16 protein-coding genes and 1 pseudogene are annotated in these 16,341 nt (G+C 38.9%); 7 read left to right on the forward strand and 10 right to left on the reverse strand.

Annotated features, from left to right (window positions below; genetic code table 11):
- Positions 1–340: 340 nt before the first annotated feature.
- Positions 341–713 (reverse strand): annotated as a pseudogene (locus KI363_RS13855) (VOC family protein).
- A gap of 261 nt (positions 714–974) precedes the next feature.
- Here KI363_RS13855 and KI363_RS13860 point away from each other — a divergent pair.
- On the forward strand, positions 975–1,904 hold the full coding sequence (locus KI363_RS13860; protein WP_212966691.1) for a nuclease-related domain-containing protein: 930 nt from the start codon (positions 975–977) through the stop codon (positions 1,902–1,904).
- Positions 1,905–2,534: 630 nt separating this feature from the next.
- A complete protein-coding gene (locus tag KI363_RS13865; RefSeq protein ID WP_158323683.1) occupies positions 2,535–3,152 on the forward strand; it encodes a YitT family protein in 618 nt (205 codons plus the stop codon).
- 92 nt (positions 3,153–3,244) lie between these two features.
- Here KI363_RS13865 and cysC read toward each other — a convergent pair whose 3' ends face one another.
- From cysC to KI363_RS13890, 5 genes are all read right to left on the reverse strand, one after another.
- Complete coding sequence (cysC, locus tag KI363_RS13870; RefSeq protein WP_212966692.1) at positions 3,245–3,844, reverse strand: adenylyl-sulfate kinase; 600 nt, start codon at positions 3,842–3,844, stop codon at positions 3,245–3,247.
- 13 nt (positions 3,845–3,857) lie between these two features.
- Complete coding sequence (gene sat, locus KI363_RS13875; protein ID WP_212966693.1) at positions 3,858–5,006, reverse strand: sulfate adenylyltransferase; 1,149 nt, start codon at positions 5,004–5,006, stop codon at positions 3,858–3,860.
- A 144-nt stretch (positions 5,007–5,150) separates the two neighbouring features.
- Positions 5,151–5,861: a phosphoadenylyl-sulfate reductase gene (locus KI363_RS13880; RefSeq protein ID WP_373306791.1), complete on the reverse strand. Its 711-nt coding sequence runs from the start codon at positions 5,859–5,861 to the stop codon at positions 5,151–5,153.
- Positions 5,862–5,865: 4 nt separating this feature from the next.
- Positions 5,866–6,423: a histidine phosphatase family protein gene (locus tag KI363_RS13885; RefSeq protein ID WP_212966694.1), complete on the reverse strand. Its 558-nt coding sequence runs from the start codon at positions 6,421–6,423 to the stop codon at positions 5,866–5,868.
- Positions 6,405–7,175 carry a phosphosulfolactate synthase gene (locus KI363_RS13890; RefSeq protein WP_158323680.1) on the reverse strand — a complete coding sequence of 257 codons (771 nt, stop codon included), beginning with the start codon at positions 7,173–7,175 and terminating at the stop codon, positions 6,405–6,407. Before KI363_RS13890 ends, KI363_RS13885 begins: the two co-directional genes overlap by 19 nt.
- A 270-nt stretch (positions 7,176–7,445) precedes the next feature.
- Here KI363_RS13890 and KI363_RS13895 point away from each other — a divergent pair, with 270 nt between their 5' ends.
- The 4 genes from KI363_RS13895 (at position 7,446) to KI363_RS13910 (ending at position 10,940) form a co-directional block, all read left to right on the forward strand.
- Positions 7,446–8,690, forward strand: a complete 1,245-nt coding sequence (locus tag KI363_RS13895) for an MFS transporter (RefSeq protein WP_158323679.1) — start codon at positions 7,446–7,448, stop codon at positions 8,688–8,690.
- Between the two features lie 14 nt (positions 8,691–8,704).
- The gene (locus tag KI363_RS13900) at positions 8,705–8,986 is read left to right on the forward strand and encodes a hypothetical protein (RefSeq protein WP_158323678.1); all 282 of its coding nucleotides are present in this window, start codon (positions 8,705–8,707) and stop codon (positions 8,984–8,986) included.
- Between the two features lie 190 nt (positions 8,987–9,176).
- Positions 9,177–9,941 (forward strand): sulfite exporter TauE/SafE family protein, encoded by a 765-nt coding sequence (locus tag KI363_RS13905; RefSeq protein ID WP_158323677.1) that lies wholly within the window; start codon positions 9,177–9,179, stop codon positions 9,939–9,941.
- 156 nt (positions 9,942–10,097) lie between these two features.
- The gene (locus tag KI363_RS13910; RefSeq protein ID WP_158323676.1) at positions 10,098–10,940 is read left to right on the forward strand and encodes an aldo/keto reductase; all 843 of its coding nucleotides are present in this window, start codon (positions 10,098–10,100) and stop codon (positions 10,938–10,940) included.
- A 189-nt stretch (positions 10,941–11,129) separates the two neighbouring features.
- Here KI363_RS13910 and KI363_RS13915 read toward each other — a convergent pair whose 3' ends face one another.
- Both KI363_RS13915 and KI363_RS13920 read right to left on the reverse strand, forming a co-directional pair.
- The gene (locus tag KI363_RS13915) at positions 11,130–12,311 is read right to left on the reverse strand and encodes a Gfo/Idh/MocA family protein (RefSeq protein WP_158323675.1); all 1,182 of its coding nucleotides are present in this window, start codon (positions 12,309–12,311) and stop codon (positions 11,130–11,132) included.
- Between the two features lie 113 nt (positions 12,312–12,424).
- Positions 12,425–12,619 carry an aspartyl-phosphate phosphatase Spo0E family protein gene (locus tag KI363_RS13920; protein WP_306345178.1) on the reverse strand — a complete coding sequence of 65 codons (195 nt, stop codon included), beginning with the start codon at positions 12,617–12,619 and terminating at the stop codon, positions 12,425–12,427.
- Between the two features lie 558 nt (positions 12,620–13,177).
- On the opposite strand from KI363_RS13920, the gene KI363_RS13925 reads away from it, so the two are divergent.
- On the forward strand, positions 13,178–14,662 hold the full coding sequence (locus KI363_RS13925) for an MDR family MFS transporter (protein ID WP_158323674.1): 1,485 nt from the start codon (positions 13,178–13,180) through the stop codon (positions 14,660–14,662).
- Positions 14,663–14,818: 156 nt separating this feature from the next.
- On the opposite strand, the gene KI363_RS13930 is transcribed toward KI363_RS13925, so the two are convergent.
- Complete coding sequence (locus KI363_RS13930; RefSeq protein ID WP_191967552.1) at positions 14,819–15,397, reverse strand: hypothetical protein; 579 nt, start codon at positions 15,395–15,397, stop codon at positions 14,819–14,821.
- A gap of 280 nt (positions 15,398–15,677) precedes the next feature.
- Positions 15,678–16,325, reverse strand: a complete 648-nt coding sequence (gene srtD / locus KI363_RS13935) for a class D sortase, LPxTATN-specific (protein ID WP_158323673.1) — start codon at positions 16,323–16,325, stop codon at positions 15,678–15,680.
- Between the last annotated feature and the right edge of the window lie 16 nt (positions 16,326–16,341).

A 16,341-nucleotide genomic window follows, 5' to 3' on the forward strand; every position in this document is an offset into this window, starting at 1 on the left:
GTGCTTTAAAAGAGCTGTCCGGTTTTTAAAAATGGAAAAATAGTCGACTTTGGAGAACCCTGAAAGTATGAGAGTGCTTACAAAATTAAAGGGCGAAAATTTCTGCCCACAAATACTTGACTCAAACGTGTAGACGGTGTGATTTGCGATATTTTGTGATTTTGATTATAATTCATTAGTGAGTCCTCCTTGGTATTTATTTAATTTCGGGGTCATGATCATGACACCCTGTACTATACCAAGAGGGCTCTTTTTTGTTCAATCCTCAAATTTCTTCATTACAGGAATGCTCCTCATAAAAGTTATTCTGCGGATCCCAAGCTGGATTCCAAGCAACTTCCTATAAATGACCATCGGGATCTTGGAAATGTCCTGAGTACCACCCCAAAAAGTATCATGAGCGGGATCGGTGATATGAGCCCCAGCTTTTTTGCCTGCTCCAATACGTTATCCACTTCTTCCTTACAATCTACAATATGACCAAGCGTAAATTCAGTCGCGGATTTAGTTGTTTGAGCGACCTTTGTTTCAAATGCAAGATCTTCACGTCGCCAACTTTAAACAAGGTTGTAAATCGAAGAAGGCGACAGCCCCATGTTCAAATTCTTGACCTACAATTCCTTCGGTCGGTAATCCCAATCCATCGCGATAAAGCGCACAGACTTTTCCAAGTCATCAACGCCTATTGTAATCACTGTAATGCGTTGTTTCATACAATAATCTCCTCAAACCTGCTAATATAATTAGTCAATTAAGTTCCTCCATCTATTATTATAGTACAGAAGTGAATTCCTCATTGGTATAACTATGTGGCTGTTTTTCTCAATTTTATTAAATGATCCCATTTTGACAGACCTCTATTTCTTTAAAGGAATTGCCTTACTTTTTAGCGTCCATACAAATACTTGAAAATCCCCAGGATATTTCATAGAATAAAAGAGATTCATAATAATTTCTTAGAAAGGTTGTGGGAAATGGTTATCAAGCCATATCAAGAGCCACCATTATTAGAATTGCTTCGATGTTTAAACCAACGCTTTGAACTACCCTACGATGAAAGGCAACAGTATATCAACCTCGAAAAAGGCCATCAGGGTGAACAAAAATTTTCCGAACTTCTTGAAAATCTAACCAACGATTGTTTCATTTTACACGGCTTACTCCTCAAATGTAACAACACTCTCTTTCAAATTGATACTCTTCTCATTTTTGAAAATATGATTTATCTTGTGGATGTCAAGTATTATGAAGGTGATTATTATGTTAATTCAGGCAATTGGTATACGCTATCCAAAAAAGAGATTCATAATCCCGTTCTTCAATTAAACCGCTGCGTCTCTTTATTTCGACGCCTCCTTCAAAAATACGGCGTGAACCTTCCTGTAGAAGGATACGTCCTCTTTAATCATCCCGAATTCACTTTATACCATGCGGATCCTGAGCTACCTATTATACTCCCGAATCAAATCAACCGCTTTATGAAACAACTTCATGGGATACCATCCAAAACGAATGATCAGCACATGCGGCTTGCACAGAAACTATTATCTGATCATAAAGATGAATCCCCTTACACACATTTACCTGAATATTCTTATGAGCAAGTGAAAAAAGGGATTGTATGTGCATCCTGTCATTCCCTCTCAACTTCTTTAATTGGTAGTCGGGTTATATGTAATGGGTGCGGGAAGGAAGAGAAAGTAGATAATGCTATATTAAGAAGTATCAAAGAATTTATGCTGCTTTTTCCAGACAGGAAGATCACCACTAACACCATACAGGAATGGTGCAGGGTGATTAAGTCAAGAAATACCATAAGGAGAATTCTTGGAAAACATTTCACCATAAAAGGGCACGGGAATTACGCGTACTATGTAAATTCTGATCAAAGGGATGATGAATAAGCCCGGATTTTAGATCTTATGCGTCTTTGCACATCCAAGTACACTTTGGATCTACATTTTGGCAGATCCTCCGTGATTTCGTAGATCCAAACACACTTTGGATCTACATTTTGCCACTTCCTACGCAATCTTGTACATCCAAACCACTTTTGGATCTATGTTTTAGCAGATCCTCCGCGATTTCGTACATCCAAACTCAGTTTGGATCTACGTTTTTGCACTTTCTCCGCGATTTCGTACACCCAAACTCACTTTGGATCTACGTTTTTGCACTTTCTCCGCGATTTCGTACACCCAAACTCTCCTTGGATCTACGCTTTTGCAGATCCTCCGTGATTTTGTACATCCAAACTCACCTTGGATCTACATTTTGGCACTTCCTCGTGATTTCGTACACCCAAACACACTTTGGATCTACGTTTGGCCACTTCCTACGCAATTTTGTACATCCAAACCACTTTTGGATCTACGTTTTTGCAATTCCTCAGCGGTTAGGGGAAATTTTAAAGACAAGTTCTTATTATATTTTTCTCTCATTTCTCATAGAATGAGGAGGGAAGGACATTTTTAGAGGGGGAAACAGGGCGTGGAGATGAAGAATATTGATTTGATGGAGCCTTTTCGTTAACAATGAAGAAAACACTCGTGACTTATTTGGTTTTACTTTTTGGAGCTTTTTTACAAGGGTTTGCGATGTCCTTATTTTTGTTTCCACATTCGATCCCATCCGGCGGGGCAGCAGGTTTGGCTATTTTGATGAATCATTGGTTTGATTTTTCGTTAGGTTTTTCCTTATGGCTTGCAAATGCCGCATTTTTATTATTTGCTTTAAAATATTTCGGCTATACTTGGACGTTTCGAACCATCATTTCGGTTGCTACCACCTCTATGACCGTGTCGTTTCTAACTTCTCAAGTTGTGATTCCCCATGTAAATATATATTTGGATCTTTTGGGAGGAAGTATTTTTTTTGGTATTGGCGTCGGATTACTGATTCGGTTTGGTGCTTCAAGTGGTGGAATGGTCATTCCCGCCCTTATGATTGCTAGCTATAAGAATTGGAGCCCTGGAAAGGTCATGATGGGAATCAACCTTTTCATTTTTTTATTCAACTCTCTTGTCATCGATTATAAAATTGTCGTTTACGCGATCATTTGCCAATTTTTCTCGACCAATATCATTGATTTTGTTCAGGAATTTAGGCTTCCAAAAATCAATCTATTAACCCCAAGTTGGAGAAAAAAATAGGACATCCTCCTTGTTTTTACCAACTATAAAAGGTTTACTTTTCTATGATAAAAGAGAATTGACTGTTTCGCCAATTCTCTTTTAACCCCCTCTTACAGGATCTTTTTTTCTTTAAAGTAAGAAAAGATCTTATCAACCGATTGTTCGATTGATAATTTCTCCGTATCAATTGTGATTTCTGGATCAACAGGAATTTCATACGGTGAGGAGATCCCGGTAAAATCAGCAATTTTCCCATTTCTTGCTTTTTTATATAAGCCTTTTGGGTCACGACTTTCACATATTTGGATCGGGCATTTTAAATAGATTTCAATAAACTCTTCGGGTTCAAGCATATTTCTGACAATCTCCCGGTCTTCACGGAAGGGAGATATAAAGGCGGTTGAAATCATTTGACCGCTATCCACAAATAGTTTTGCCACCTCCCCAATTCTACGAATGTTTTCTTTTCGATCCTCAACCCGAAAGCCTAAATCTTGGTTTAAACCATGTCGTATATTATCTCCATCCAATACATAGCTTTTGACACCATGTTGAAACAATTTATAGTCAACGGCATTGGCCAAAGTTGATTTCCCTGACCCTGATAATCCCGTAAACCAAAGTACACAACTTTTATGGCCATTTAAGGCATGACGATGTTTCTTTGTAACCGCTGGATAATGCCACGTAATGTGATTGATTGTTTTCATTCACTTACACCCTTTAACTTTTTGTATAGACTTCTTGCATCCCTTGGATTAAAATGGCGACTACTTCAGGACGACTGAATTCTTTTGGCGGCTGTTCCCCATTTTTTAGTAGCCTTCTTACTTTTGTACCTGATAGAATAACCCGATCTTCCAAACCGTGTGGGCATGTTTTTTCAGATGCCATGTTTTCACACTTTCTGCAGTAAAAGCTATGTTCAAAAAATAAAGGCGTAATCCCCAGTTCCTCCTTTTCAAAAGAACTGAATATTTTTTGAGCATCATATGTGCCATAATAATGGCCTACTCCAGCATGATCCCTTCCGACGATAAAATGAGTACAGCCAAAATTTTTGCGTACAATAGCATGAAAAATAGCTTCTCTCGGGCCTGCATAACGCATGGCTGCCGGGAAAACGGATAAGAATACCCGATCATTCGGATAATAATGTTCCAGTAACACTTGATAACTTTTCATGCGGATATCGCTTGGAACATCATCTGCTTTCGTTTCGCCTACAAGCGGATTTAAAAATAGACCATCGACATTTTCTAATGCTGTTTTTTGAATATATTCATGTGCGCGATGAACAGGATTGCGAGTTTGAAACCCGACCACTGTTTCCCAACCTAATTCTTCAAATTTCGCTCTTGTTTCAATCGGCTCTAAATAAAAAGTCGCAAACTTACTTTTTTCCGGCCTTTTTATAAGAGTTATCGGTCCTCCTAGATAAAATTCAGGACGTTGGAATAGCTTATTGACACCTGGATGGGCCATGTCCGTTGTTTGATAGACCAATTCGGCTTCAAGCATTTTGTCGGGACAATAGATATCCTCGATTTCCATGAGTCCATAGACCGTGCCATTATAAACTAGATTGACTGTTTCACCTCTTTTAAGCTCCAGCGCTTTCTGTTCGTCGACCTGCAATGTAATCGGGATTGACCAAGGAAGTCCAGATGACAGTCGCATAGTTTGAACGACGGAGTCATAATCCGCTTTTCCCATAAAACCTTCAAGAGGACTATAGCCCCCATTTGCTATTAATTCTAAATCGCTTAATTCTAAATCATCCAATTCAACATCATTTAGGGATAAATCATGTGATAAAGCAAGGTTGATTCGATTCACTAATTTTCCGCCATGTGGTACACTTTTCATCACTATTTTTTTCCTCCACATCATTGCAAAATTGTTTAAAGAAAAGCGCAAGCGCCCGTTTAGCGACACAAACTTAAAGTTGAAGGATGAACGGCTAAATTCACGCCGTCCTGACGCAACGCCGTTCTGACCAACTTCCTGTTGGCCTCAATTCTGATGAAGCCCGCATTCTGTTTTAGAGTGTCCCGCCCATCTCCCTTCACGAGAATCGCCTGTATCTGAAACCGGTACCGTGCAGTGGGCACAGCCGATACTTGGATAGCCTTTGTCATGCAAGGGATTATAGGGTAATTTATTTACATGGATATACGTTAAGACATCCTCCCATGTCCAATGAATAAGCGGGCAAATTTTTATGTTATGAAATTTTTCGTCTCTATTAATAAATTGGGTATGGCTACGCAGAGGAGATTGATCCCTTCTTAGTCCTGATATCCACGCTTTTGCCTTCTCTAATTCCTCCTGAAGGGGTAATACTTTTCTGATATGACAGCAAAGATTCGGATTATGGCGCCACAACTCCTCCCCTTGCCATTTTGCTTGCTCTTCTAGAGATACCTTTGGTTTAATCATGTTGATGTTCAATGAAGGATAACGTTTTTTTACTTTTTCAATTAATTCGTAGGTCTCTGAAAAATGAAGCCCGGTATCCAAGAAGATAATATGTGCCTTTTTGTTCACCTTATAAATTAAATCAATTAATACGATTCCCTCCGCTCCAAAACTACACGCGTAAACAATCTCATCTCCGTATTCAGCAAAAGCCCATTTTAATACATCTAAAAAATCCGGCTGTTGCTCCATAAAATCAGCAATCTTCTTCTCATCCCAATTTTCATACGTTAGCATAGTAGTCAATGCTTCAGCCTCCCCGCTTCGATCTTTCTTCCGTTTGAATCGGTAAAGTGATATAGTCATTGTTTTGAAAAATGATTTTATTCATTTGATTGATATCCCCAAACTTGCAATAGGATATTGCTGCGCGAATCCAAGCGCCATGGCCAAAGACTAAAATATTGTTGAACTCTTTATATTTTTCTAAAAACAAAATGATTCTTTGTTCAAAATGATCCATGCTTTCCCCTAAAATTAATTCTCTAGGTCGATCGATCCATTGTTTCCCAAATGTTTCCTGAAGTTTCTCCTTCGGTAGCCCTTCAAAAGGCCCAAAATCTAACTCGTCTAGTAATGCTTCCGTTTCCCACTTAAAACCGTATATCTGTGCTGTTTGCTGGCTTCTTGTTAATGTACTGGCTAACACGGTATCAAATGGGAAAAGTTCTTTCAGATACCGCCTGCTATGGGCGATTTTCTGTTGAAGATGTTCTGTTATTGGGGGGATGCCGATATCTCTTCTGCCTTGCAGCCATGTTTTTTTATTCCATTCCGTTGGCAAATGTCTTATAAAAGTAGCCTGCATTCGCGTTCTCCTAAATAAAACGTTTCGCTTCTAAGACCGCAGCGCTGTGCTTCTAAAACTAATACATCGTTTAGCTTGACATTTCCTAAATTAACGTTCGGGCCCATTTCTTTAATAAAGTACATTTGCTGTTTGGGAGTAGGTGCTTCAAAAATGATTTTCTGTTCATCCACATCTTTCATGACTTCATGCACCAGATCTGATTTTATATTACCGTTTTTTTCATAGATCCCAACGGAACCTGAATCTCTTCCTTCTGTAATGACATACTCACATCCTGCTTCAAGGAGGACCTTGATTTCTTCCTTCCATTCGGAAATCGGCATTTCCTTATCGCTATCCTTTGAACCGACTTCAGCAATGACGTGGAAGTCCCTTTTAAGTTGAGAAATAGCCGTCAGACGTTCATCCAGGGGAATATCTAAGGTCCCATTTGAAACTTCCACCCATTCAATCCCTAAGTCCTGTAAATAGGTACGATATTCCGGGATTTTATTTTGGTAATAGCATTTTTCAAATAAAGTTCCTCCTAAATATGGCTTTACACCATATTCCTTATACACTTCTATCTTTTTTTTAATGTTCGGTGTTACGTAAGCTGAGCCAACTCCCAATTTGGCGATATCAATGATATGGCTGTAATCGGATAGAATATTTTCTAATTCTCTTATCGGTGTTCCCAGGTCAATGACCGAAGTTAAACCATATGTTCTTCTACCTGATGTCCTTTCAGGTAATGTTAAAAAATTCATCGGGACGCCTCCTCTATTTTTTCGTTTTATTTCGAGCGAATCATAAGCCCCTTTGAACAGATTTAAACCAATGATAGGTACATGGATAGATTATTCAAACATTAGGCGAATGTGTAAATAATCTACCCTTCCCGGGAAATTAGGCAATTGCCTAGTATAAACTGAACTTCACTACAAACAATAAAGGAAACTTATTCTTGAAATTGGGGTCTTACTGTCAGTTGATCCGGGATAAAAAGACCTTATTCCATTGTTAGGGGTGTTTGATCATTGCAAAAACAAAAAAATAAAGGATTAACCATCTTCGCAATCGGTTCAATCCCGCTGATTCTTGTTCTAGGTAATTCCATGCTGATTCCGATTCTTCCGAAAATGAAAACAGAGCTGGATGTTTCCCAATTTAAGATCAGTTTAGTCATCTCCGTCTTTTCCATTGCAGCCGCGATATCCATTCCGATTCTGGGATATTTATCAGATCGTTTTTCCCGAAAAGCCATTATCATCCCTGCGCTTATTTTATACGGGAGTGGGGGACTTTTAGCCGGTGTTGCAGCAGGTTGGTTTTCCAATGCTTATACTTGGATTATGGCTGGAAGGGTTTTACAAGGAATTGGAGCAGCTGGGACGGCACCAATTGCGATGGCATTAGCAGGGGATCTGTTTAAAGGGGGCGAACAGAGCCGGGTTTTAGGTTTAGTGGAAGCCTCAAATGGTTTCGGAAAGGTCATTAGCCCGATTCTCGGTTCCCTTCTAGCCATTCTCTTCTGGTATGCAGCTTTTTTTGCCTTTCCTATTTTTTGCCTTATTTCCATTTTGTTAACGGTATTTTTTGTAAAGGAAAAAAAGGCCAATCAGGAACCTCCGCCCATCGGCCAATACATGAAGGGGCTCGTTTCCGTTTTTAAAACAGAGGGACGTTGGTTATTTGCAACTTATTTAACAGGTGCTGTTTGTTTATTTACTTTATTTGGCATTCTCTTTTATATTTCAGACATCCTTGAAAAAGATTACGACATTGACGGTGTTCTGAAAGGAAGCATATTAGCCATTCCTCTTTTGATTATGACGATTACCTCTTATATCACCGGAAGTAAAATAGGAAAAAGGATGAGACTGATGAAAACATTGATTATTCTCGGGCTATTGTTCATGACCATTTCTTTTGCATCACTCGTTTTCTTTAGAAATCTCGTACCCTTTTTTGCGGTCCTTAGTGTCAGCAGTATTGGTACTGGACTTGCCCTTCCCTGTATCAATAGTTTTATTACAGGCTCAGTCCCTTCTGCCCGGAGAGGATTTGTTACATCCTTATATGGATCTGTCCGATTTCTAGGTGTTGCGATCGGACCGCCTATTTTTAGCGCTTTAATGGAATGGTCCCGAACAGGAATGTTCCTAACAACAGCCGGTTTAACTCTGTTTGTGAGTTTACTCTGTCTTGTTCTTATCCATGTTCCTAAAAAAGAACCAACAGATGATCATGACACGCTATTTGATAAATTACAGTTTACCTAAAGGAGTGGAAAGAGTTGGAGATTTATTTCTCGCCTGAAGCCATCACACCCGAATTTCAAGTGTTAAACGTAGTGGATTCTTCAAATAAAGCAGTTGGGAATGTAGCGCTGTTATTCGATGAAAAAAAGCTTTATGTCTATGGAATTTTGGAGGAAGAAGGGGTGGGAGAGGACTTTAAAGACCTGGTCACCCCTTATTTAAAAGGGTTAGCCAAGTCAAAATCTGACCTAGACATTTTCTCTTGCTTATATGTTGGATGTAAAAAAATAAATATCAATCAAGAAGAAGAACAATGAAGAAGAAAGAAATTCTCAAGGGATAGACACCTTTTTAGGGGTCTGTCCCTTTTTTATATTAAGTAACAAGGCTAATCATCATAACATAAAATTTTAGGAACAAAGGCTAAATTCGCGATAACAGCCGCCACGCCTTTGTGGTCTGTGTCCTGCAGGCCTAAAAATTTAGCAAGTTTGGAGTGTGTGCCCAGTGAGTGTTGGAATCATTATAATGGGGCTCTTGATTGGTTTTATGGTCGGATTAACGGGTGTCGGGGGTGCCGCATTGTTAACACCCATTCTAGTATTATTAGGGATCAGTCCATCTATTGCTGTAGGTACGGATTTGGTATACAATTCCATCACTAAACTTTTTGGTTCTTTTCAGCATTGGAGACAAAAGACGATCAATTTTACATTAGTGAAATACCTTGCGATCGGAAGTATCCCAAGTGCGATTTGTGCAGTAGGAACCCTCCACTTATTTGATTCTTTTTTTAACAATCAAGAGGAAGTGGTGAAACATGCATTAGGGTATGTGTTAATTTTAGTCGCCTTGACGACGTTATTTAAAACTTTCGGAAAAGGAAAATTTGAATTGAATCGTCTACAAATGAAGCCTTTACATGAAAAAAAGACCTTAACCATTATCATTGGCGCCATATTAGGTTTTATGGTCGGATTGACATCCATAGGGGCAGGTTCATTGTTCGCCTTAGTGATGCTTTATTTATATAAGTTAAAGACTTCGGAATTGGTCGGAACCGATATTGCCCATGCATTCGTATTAGTCACCGCAGCTGGCATCATGCACGCCGGAATTGGAAATGTCGATTACCTTTTAACATTCAATCTTTTATTTGGCTCGATTCCTGGTGTTATTCTAGGAAGCACCTTATCGTCCAAATTGCCCGTAAAACCTTTAAGAGCAATTATGGCGCTGATGATTTTATTTAGTGGGTTTAAACTAATTTAAAAGAGGATGTTCAATTAAAGGCTTATTGGATTAGATTAATAGGATATTAGTGGGGGATGTAAGCCCCCTCTGAACCTTTATCTATTCCGAGTTTGATTTTGTGAAATGAATTCCAATCTATGTTACTCTTAAAATATCTTGAAAGGAGTGTTTACTATGAATCAACCTATTCCAGAGTTAACTCTTCATGATGGGCTAACATTGCCAGTTATTGGTTTTGGTACATATGGCCTTAAAGGTAGCGAGGGGGTTCGTGCGATCCAGAGTGCGATCGAGATTGGCTATCGCCTGATTGATAGCGCGTACAATTATGAAAATGAAGGAACTGTGGGAGAAGCTGTTCGGCGTAGCTCGATTTTAAGAGAAGATTTGCGTATTACCTCCAAGCTGCCGGGTCGCTATCATACCTATGATACTGCCGTGAAAGCTATTCAAGAATCCTTATATCGTGCTCAATTGGATTATTATGATTTGTACTTAATTCACTGGCCGAATCCACAAAAGAATCAGTACGTAGAAGCGTGGCAGGCCTTGATTGACGCGCAAAAATGGGGGCTTATCCGTTCAATTGGGGTCTCTAATTTCTTACCCGATCATATCGAACGTTTAAAAAAGGAAACAGGTGTAAAGCCTTCTATCAACCAAATTGAATTACATCCATTTTTCAATCAGGAACAACAGAGAGTTTGGCATCAAGAAGAAGGCATTCAAACAGAATCATGGAGTCCTTTGGCACGTGTAAGAGACATTATGGACAATCCACTCTTACAAAAAATTGCAGATCATCATCATAAAACGATTTCGCAGGTAATTTTACGGTGGCATTATCAACTCGGAACGATTCCCATACCCAAATCCGCTTCTCCAAGCAGACAATTAGAAAACATCTCTATTTTTGATTTTGCTCTTGAAGAAGACGAAATGAAACAAATCGCTACATTAACTCAAGCGGATGGGAGATTGAACGGGCAAGATCCTGCCTTCTATGAAGAAAACTAGGAGAAAAAGCGCACCTGCGCTTTTTCTTCTTCTCCCCTATTAACGTGACGGTGATAGAATGCGCCCTTTCGCTTTTTCTCCCTCTCCACCCTTAACGTAACGGCGAACCACCGAAAGTTTGCAAGGCGTTGGGCTAGATCTGGCATTAGCGAAATTCTATATTAAAAAACGGTATTGTGCCTTTCTCTACTATTCTACTTGCACATTCTTGCCTGGTTGACTCCATTTTACATTCAAATCAGCTGGTAAGCTCCATTTTTCGTAACACTCTATTAAAGTTTCGGCTAGCCCTTCAACTGATACACGTTTCTCTTTTTCATTGTATTGCACTAAGGCTGGAGGAAATTCGGGAATCTCCGGAACAGATTGATGCATCGCTTGAATCGCTTTAGCATGTGGAGTAGATGCCTGAATCCCACATAAAATGTCATGGTCTTCCCTTAAAATCGCTTGTACACATACCTTTAGTTTCTCTAATGTGTGCGAAGGATCCGGATAACGCTCCTTTTTCCCGTCATCCCATTGCACGACAATATCACTTGGGTCCTCATTCTGATCAAAGCGAATGGTAGCCTTTTCAAATTCTAAAACATATCGTGGCCCCTTTGATTCCTCCACTGCATGAGATGCGTAATAAAATATATCGATATTTTCCTGCGTTTTTATCTTTACAGCACATGTATCGAACGTTTCAATTTCATTAGCTCTATAAAGCTCCGCCGTTAACTCAGCTAGGGAAGCACTTTGATCAATCGCTTTTCCAGCTAAATAAAGCATATGATGTAAATGATGAGCAGTAGCATTACTAGCAATACTATCAAGAATGATCTCACCGCTAGGGCTTGCCCTTTTTCCCGCCCAAGCGGAACGATTATAATAATCTAGATTCCGTGGCCATAATGTAAGACTTTTAAATCTTTTTGCTTGACCAAATTCCCCTGCCAAGATCCGCTTTTTTAATTGTTGGACAGAATCCGTGAAAGACCAATTAAACCCCACAGCTAAAAAACGCCCGGTTGCTTCTGATGTTTCCTTCATCTTTTTAATATCTTCCAGGTTTGTTGTTAGTGGTTTCTCACATAAGACATCGCTTCCATGATTCATAGCCAAACAAGAATGTTCTTTATGTAAATGAATCGGTGTGGAAATAATCGCCAGATCTGCTTTATTCTCTTCGTAAAACTTCTCTAAAGACCCATAGATCGGTATTTTCCTATCCAACAATTCTTGATAGTATTTCGACCTTTCCGGTGAAATATCAACAACTCCAGCTAAAACCATTTGCTCATTTTCTTCTTGCAGAAGCTCCTGTAAATAAATGTGACCATATCCACTTGCCCCCACTAACACAATCGAAACCTTTCGCCTCATAAAAAAATCTACCTCCTTTCTTAATATTCTACTATAAATCATCGATTTATTTTACCAAATATTTCATTTTTCAAATAAAATTTTCTGATTCATCGGTTGGTCATCACGGCCATTTAGAGGGATTGATCGTTCTTATTTCGTCTTGATTGTAATACATTTAAAAGCTTGTCCAGCGTTTGAGAAATCAATAAAATCTCTGGATCACGCGGGTCACTTTCATATTTTTTATACATCTTTCTTCTTAATATTTCTATCTCTTCATTTAATTTATTGATAAAATTACCCCCACTTCTTTTTAAAAGATTGATTCATTCGGAAATTCGTTATACAAGGTCTAAGCCTAGTTCTATTTTTAAGCCTATGATTCGTATAAGAGAGAGGATTAAATTTAATAGATGTCGGTGAAATGGTTTTTAGCAATAAGTATCTGGGATTATGATCGGGGATAAACTTATTAACAACTTTTCTGTATCTTTTATATACGAAGCAATAAGCTATTTTGTTTCAAAAAACTACCAGGGTGTTTTTATCCTGTATCCTACCTTTTAAACATATGATCGTTTCTTCACGCAAAAAAATTCTTGCTATTTCTAAAGGGATCTGCTATGATTAGCCTACTATTTTTTACGGAGGTTTCTTAAATGACATTCTTATTATTCCGATTTTCCTTAGCCTAATTGAATAGAAAGGAACTCTACTTGTGTAGAGGATTCGGAATGAGTTTGTCTACTAAAAAATGAATAAAGGGGAAACTTTTCGTTTATTTCTTGCCAAACGATTATGAAATTTCATGCATATACACTCCTTCCGTCTACTTCTGAACACAAGCGTTTGTTCTTAAAAAATACGACTGAAGGAGTTTTTTAATGGAAAAAAATAATCAATCAAAAAAGTATGAATTCCTAGCCGATGATCCCAGTGTGAAAACATTGCCTATCATGCTTTCCTTAATCATTGGTGCGTTTTTTGCAATTTTGAATGAAACATTATTAAATATTGCGCTGACGACGTTGATGAAGGAATTTGGGATCACATTACCAACCGTTCAGTGGATGGCAACAGGGTTCATGCTAGTGATGGGGGTTGTTATCCCTGTCTCTGCTTTATTGTTACAATGGTTTACAACAAGGCAATTGTTTCTAGGTACTATGATCGTTTTCACGATTGGGACAGCAATCAGTGCCATCGCTCCAAACTTCTCGATTTTATTAGTCGGACGATTAACACAAGCCGTTGGAACAGGCTTATTAATGCCAATTATTTTTAATGTGTTTTTATTGATCTACCCACCACATAAGCGCGGAAAAATCATGGGTCTGATCGGTCTTGTGATGATGTTTGCACCTGCAATTGGGCCAACTTTATCAGGCGTAATTGTTGAATACTTAGGCTGGCGTTACTTATTTATCACGGTTCTGCCATTTGCGCTTTTTTCGATTGCCTTTGCTTATAAATTCTTGATCAATGTCTCAGAGGTAACCAAACCTAAAATAGATTTCCCCTCCATTATTTTTTCAACGATTGGCTTTGGGGCGATTATTTATGGTTTCAGTGCAGCAGGAGAAAGTGAAGCAGGATTTTTCACTCCTATTGTCTATACCTGCATTATCGTGGGAATCGTCGGCATCATTCTTTTTTCATGGCGACAATTAAAATTAGAAGAACCTGTTATGGATTTACGAGTTTTTAAATATCCTATGTATACCCATGCCGTTGTCATGTTCTTAATCATTATCATGTCGATGTTTGCTTCTGAGATTATTTTGCCGATCTATATGCAAGGTCCCTTAGCTTTAACAGCCGCCACAGCCGGTTTGATTCTATTACCTGGAAGTATTTTAAATGGAGTGATGTCTCCGTTTATGGGCGCTCTTTTTGATAAATTTGGTCCCCGGCTGTTGATGATTCCGGCTACGGTTGTCCTAAGTGGGACGATGTTTATGATGAGCCGATTGTCGACTGACACCCCTTTGTGGGTCGTCATTCTTGGCTATATTTTGCTGATGTTATCCGTTTCTGCCATCATGATGCCAGCAGAGACAAATGGACTGAATCAGCTACCCAAACGGCTATATCCACATGGAACAGCTGTCATGTCCACCCTACAACCTGTTGGTGGCGCCATTGGTGTTTCGGTTTTTATTAGCATTATGAATGCGAAACAACTTCACTTTTTGCAAAATGCACAAAATCCCAAAGATCCTGCAACGATCAAACAGGCGATGGTGACTGGGGTAGAGCTTGTCTATTTCATCGCGTTTGCCATGTCGATCGTAGCCGTTATTTTGGCATTAGTCGTATATCGTGCAAAACCAGAAGAAACATCATTGGAACCACAAAAAGAAGGATAATGAAGAACGGACTCTTGATCCATTTCGATCAGAGTCCGTTCTTTTAATATCCCTTTTTAAATCTCGTTTCTTGCTTATTTTTGGGCTACTGTTAATAGAATAATGGAGTGAAAAGGAGGTTTTTTCATTCGTGGTCCGTTCCATAAGACTTCCTCGTTACATTTCAATCGATATAAACGGAACAGATTCAACCAAACTTTCATTCATGAACCTAGTAGAATAATCCCCTAGTTTTCCTTGATACACTAGTTCGAGTGTCGGTATTTCCTGAAAGTCATTCGGTGCGATTAGTGATATAGACCTGTCAAACTCAAGGATGTTACACTCCTTAAGAACATATGCGACAAACTGGGAACAGAAGAAGGCGTTTCTCCTTTTGATTGGCTTACGAAGCATAAACCCCAATAATCCAAACAAATTATAACGGTAATCCCCCTTCCGAGATTCAATGGCTTGTATAAAATGGTTCAATCTTTTCCATTGATCTTCGGTGACTACAAGTGAATATATGACACAATCTGCTTGCCTAAACAAACTCTCCTTTACGTCTTCTTTTGCAAATCCCGCCACAAAGGGATTGCTCGCTGTTTTTCTGCCAAAGCTATAAACTTCTGATAAATTTAGATCAAAACCTATTGATGCATGATTATAAGGCTGCTTTGTATATAATTTTATTAATCTATTAAGTATAGTCCCTGTATCTGTTAATAGAATATAGACCTTTTTGCCCCCCATGATAACCTCCTTGAAACGGTCATAATAATTGGTATAATCATTATACGACAAATTCGTCTTAATAGTTCCATCAAATCCAGATAAATTCTACTTTTAGTTTTTTTTACCTAATAGAGGAAAACATGCTTCTATGTGCAATATGTCGATGGGAGTAAATGAACCCGAGCTTTAACAGTGGCGAGTGACCTGGCTTTATACGGTTCAATACGCAGCAAGCTTCCTAATGTAAGATTTTTGGGGAACAAGAATGGTAAGTGGGATTAAAAAAGAACCTCCCAGTTTAAAGTTTAAAGGGAGGTTTGTTTATCTTTTCTTTTTCGATTAATTCCGCTTGAACAATATAGCGGTCTGGGGCTTGGCCAATATAATCAAAGGGATAGCAAGTGGTAAGCGTAAGAGTTGGCTTTTCTTTTTCTACAAGCACCGAACGATCCTTAGCATCTGTGACCCAAGTTTTTCTGATCTGGTAAGCATACTTGATTTGATCCATTGTTACATATAGCCGGTCTCCTTCAGAAAGCTGATCAAGATTTCGAAATGTCGTATCCCGATGACCTGCAATCGCAGTATGGCGATTTTCAACAGGGGCACTTGTAAAAGTTGTATCGTACATGCCAATCCCTTGCTTTAAAGTATTGGCACTCGTACCCCAAAATAGAGGATACACTGTTCCTAATTTCGGGATGATAAACTCTCCCACTTTCTGCCCCTCCTCATAGTTAGGAGTTAATTCCCTAGCTGCTTTGACTAGCTCAGTTTCTGTAAAAGGCAGTGTTGGCTTTTTGATTGTTTGATCCCAGTTTTTGTCAATGGATTTGGCAAAGGATGGATTCTTGATGCTGGTCGTTGACTGCTGCCAAAATTGAAAACCATTCCATCCGATTAACCCTAGCCCGATTAAAATTAGAATAAAAGCGACTCTCTTCATTTCACCACCACTTTCA

The organism is Lederbergia ruris (assembly GCF_018332955.1).
GTDB classification, from domain to species: domain Bacteria; phylum Bacillota; class Bacilli; order Bacillales; family Bacillaceae_C; genus Lederbergia; species Lederbergia ruris.

Excerpts from the sequence above, each read along its gene's own strand:
- KI363_RS13860 (WP_212966691.1), top strand. The coding sequence starts at position 975 with ATGGTTATCAAGCCATATCAAGAGCCACCATTATTAGAATTGCTTCGA.
- KI363_RS13865 (WP_158323683.1), top strand. The coding sequence starts at position 2,535 with ATGAAGAAAACACTCGTGACTTATTTGGTTTTACTTTTTGGAGCTTTT.
- cysC (WP_212966692.1), bottom strand. The coding sequence starts at position 3,844 with ATGAAAACAATCAATCACATTACGTGGCATTATCCAGCGGTTACAAAG.
- KI363_RS13885 (WP_212966694.1), bottom strand. The coding sequence starts at position 6,423 with ATGCAGGCTACTTTTATAAGACATTTGCCAACGGAATGGAATAAAAAA.
- KI363_RS13890 (WP_158323680.1), bottom strand. The coding sequence starts at position 7,175 with ATGAATTTTTTAACATTACCTGAAAGGACATCAGGTAGAAGAACATAT.
- KI363_RS13910 (WP_158323676.1), top strand. The coding sequence starts at position 10,098 with ATGAATCAACCTATTCCAGAGTTAACTCTTCATGATGGGCTAACATTG.
- KI363_RS13915 (WP_158323675.1), bottom strand. The coding sequence starts at position 12,311 with ATGAGGCGAAAGGTTTCGATTGTGTTAGTGGGGGCAAGTGGATATGGT.
- KI363_RS13925 (WP_158323674.1), top strand. The coding sequence starts at position 13,178 with ATGGAAAAAAATAATCAATCAAAAAAGTATGAATTCCTAGCCGATGAT.
- KI363_RS13930 (WP_191967552.1), bottom strand. The coding sequence starts at position 15,397 with ATGGGGGGCAAAAAGGTCTATATTCTATTAACAGATACAGGGACTATA.
- srtD (WP_158323673.1), bottom strand. The coding sequence starts at position 16,325 with ATGAAGAGAGTCGCTTTTATTCTAATTTTAATCGGGCTAGGGTTAATC.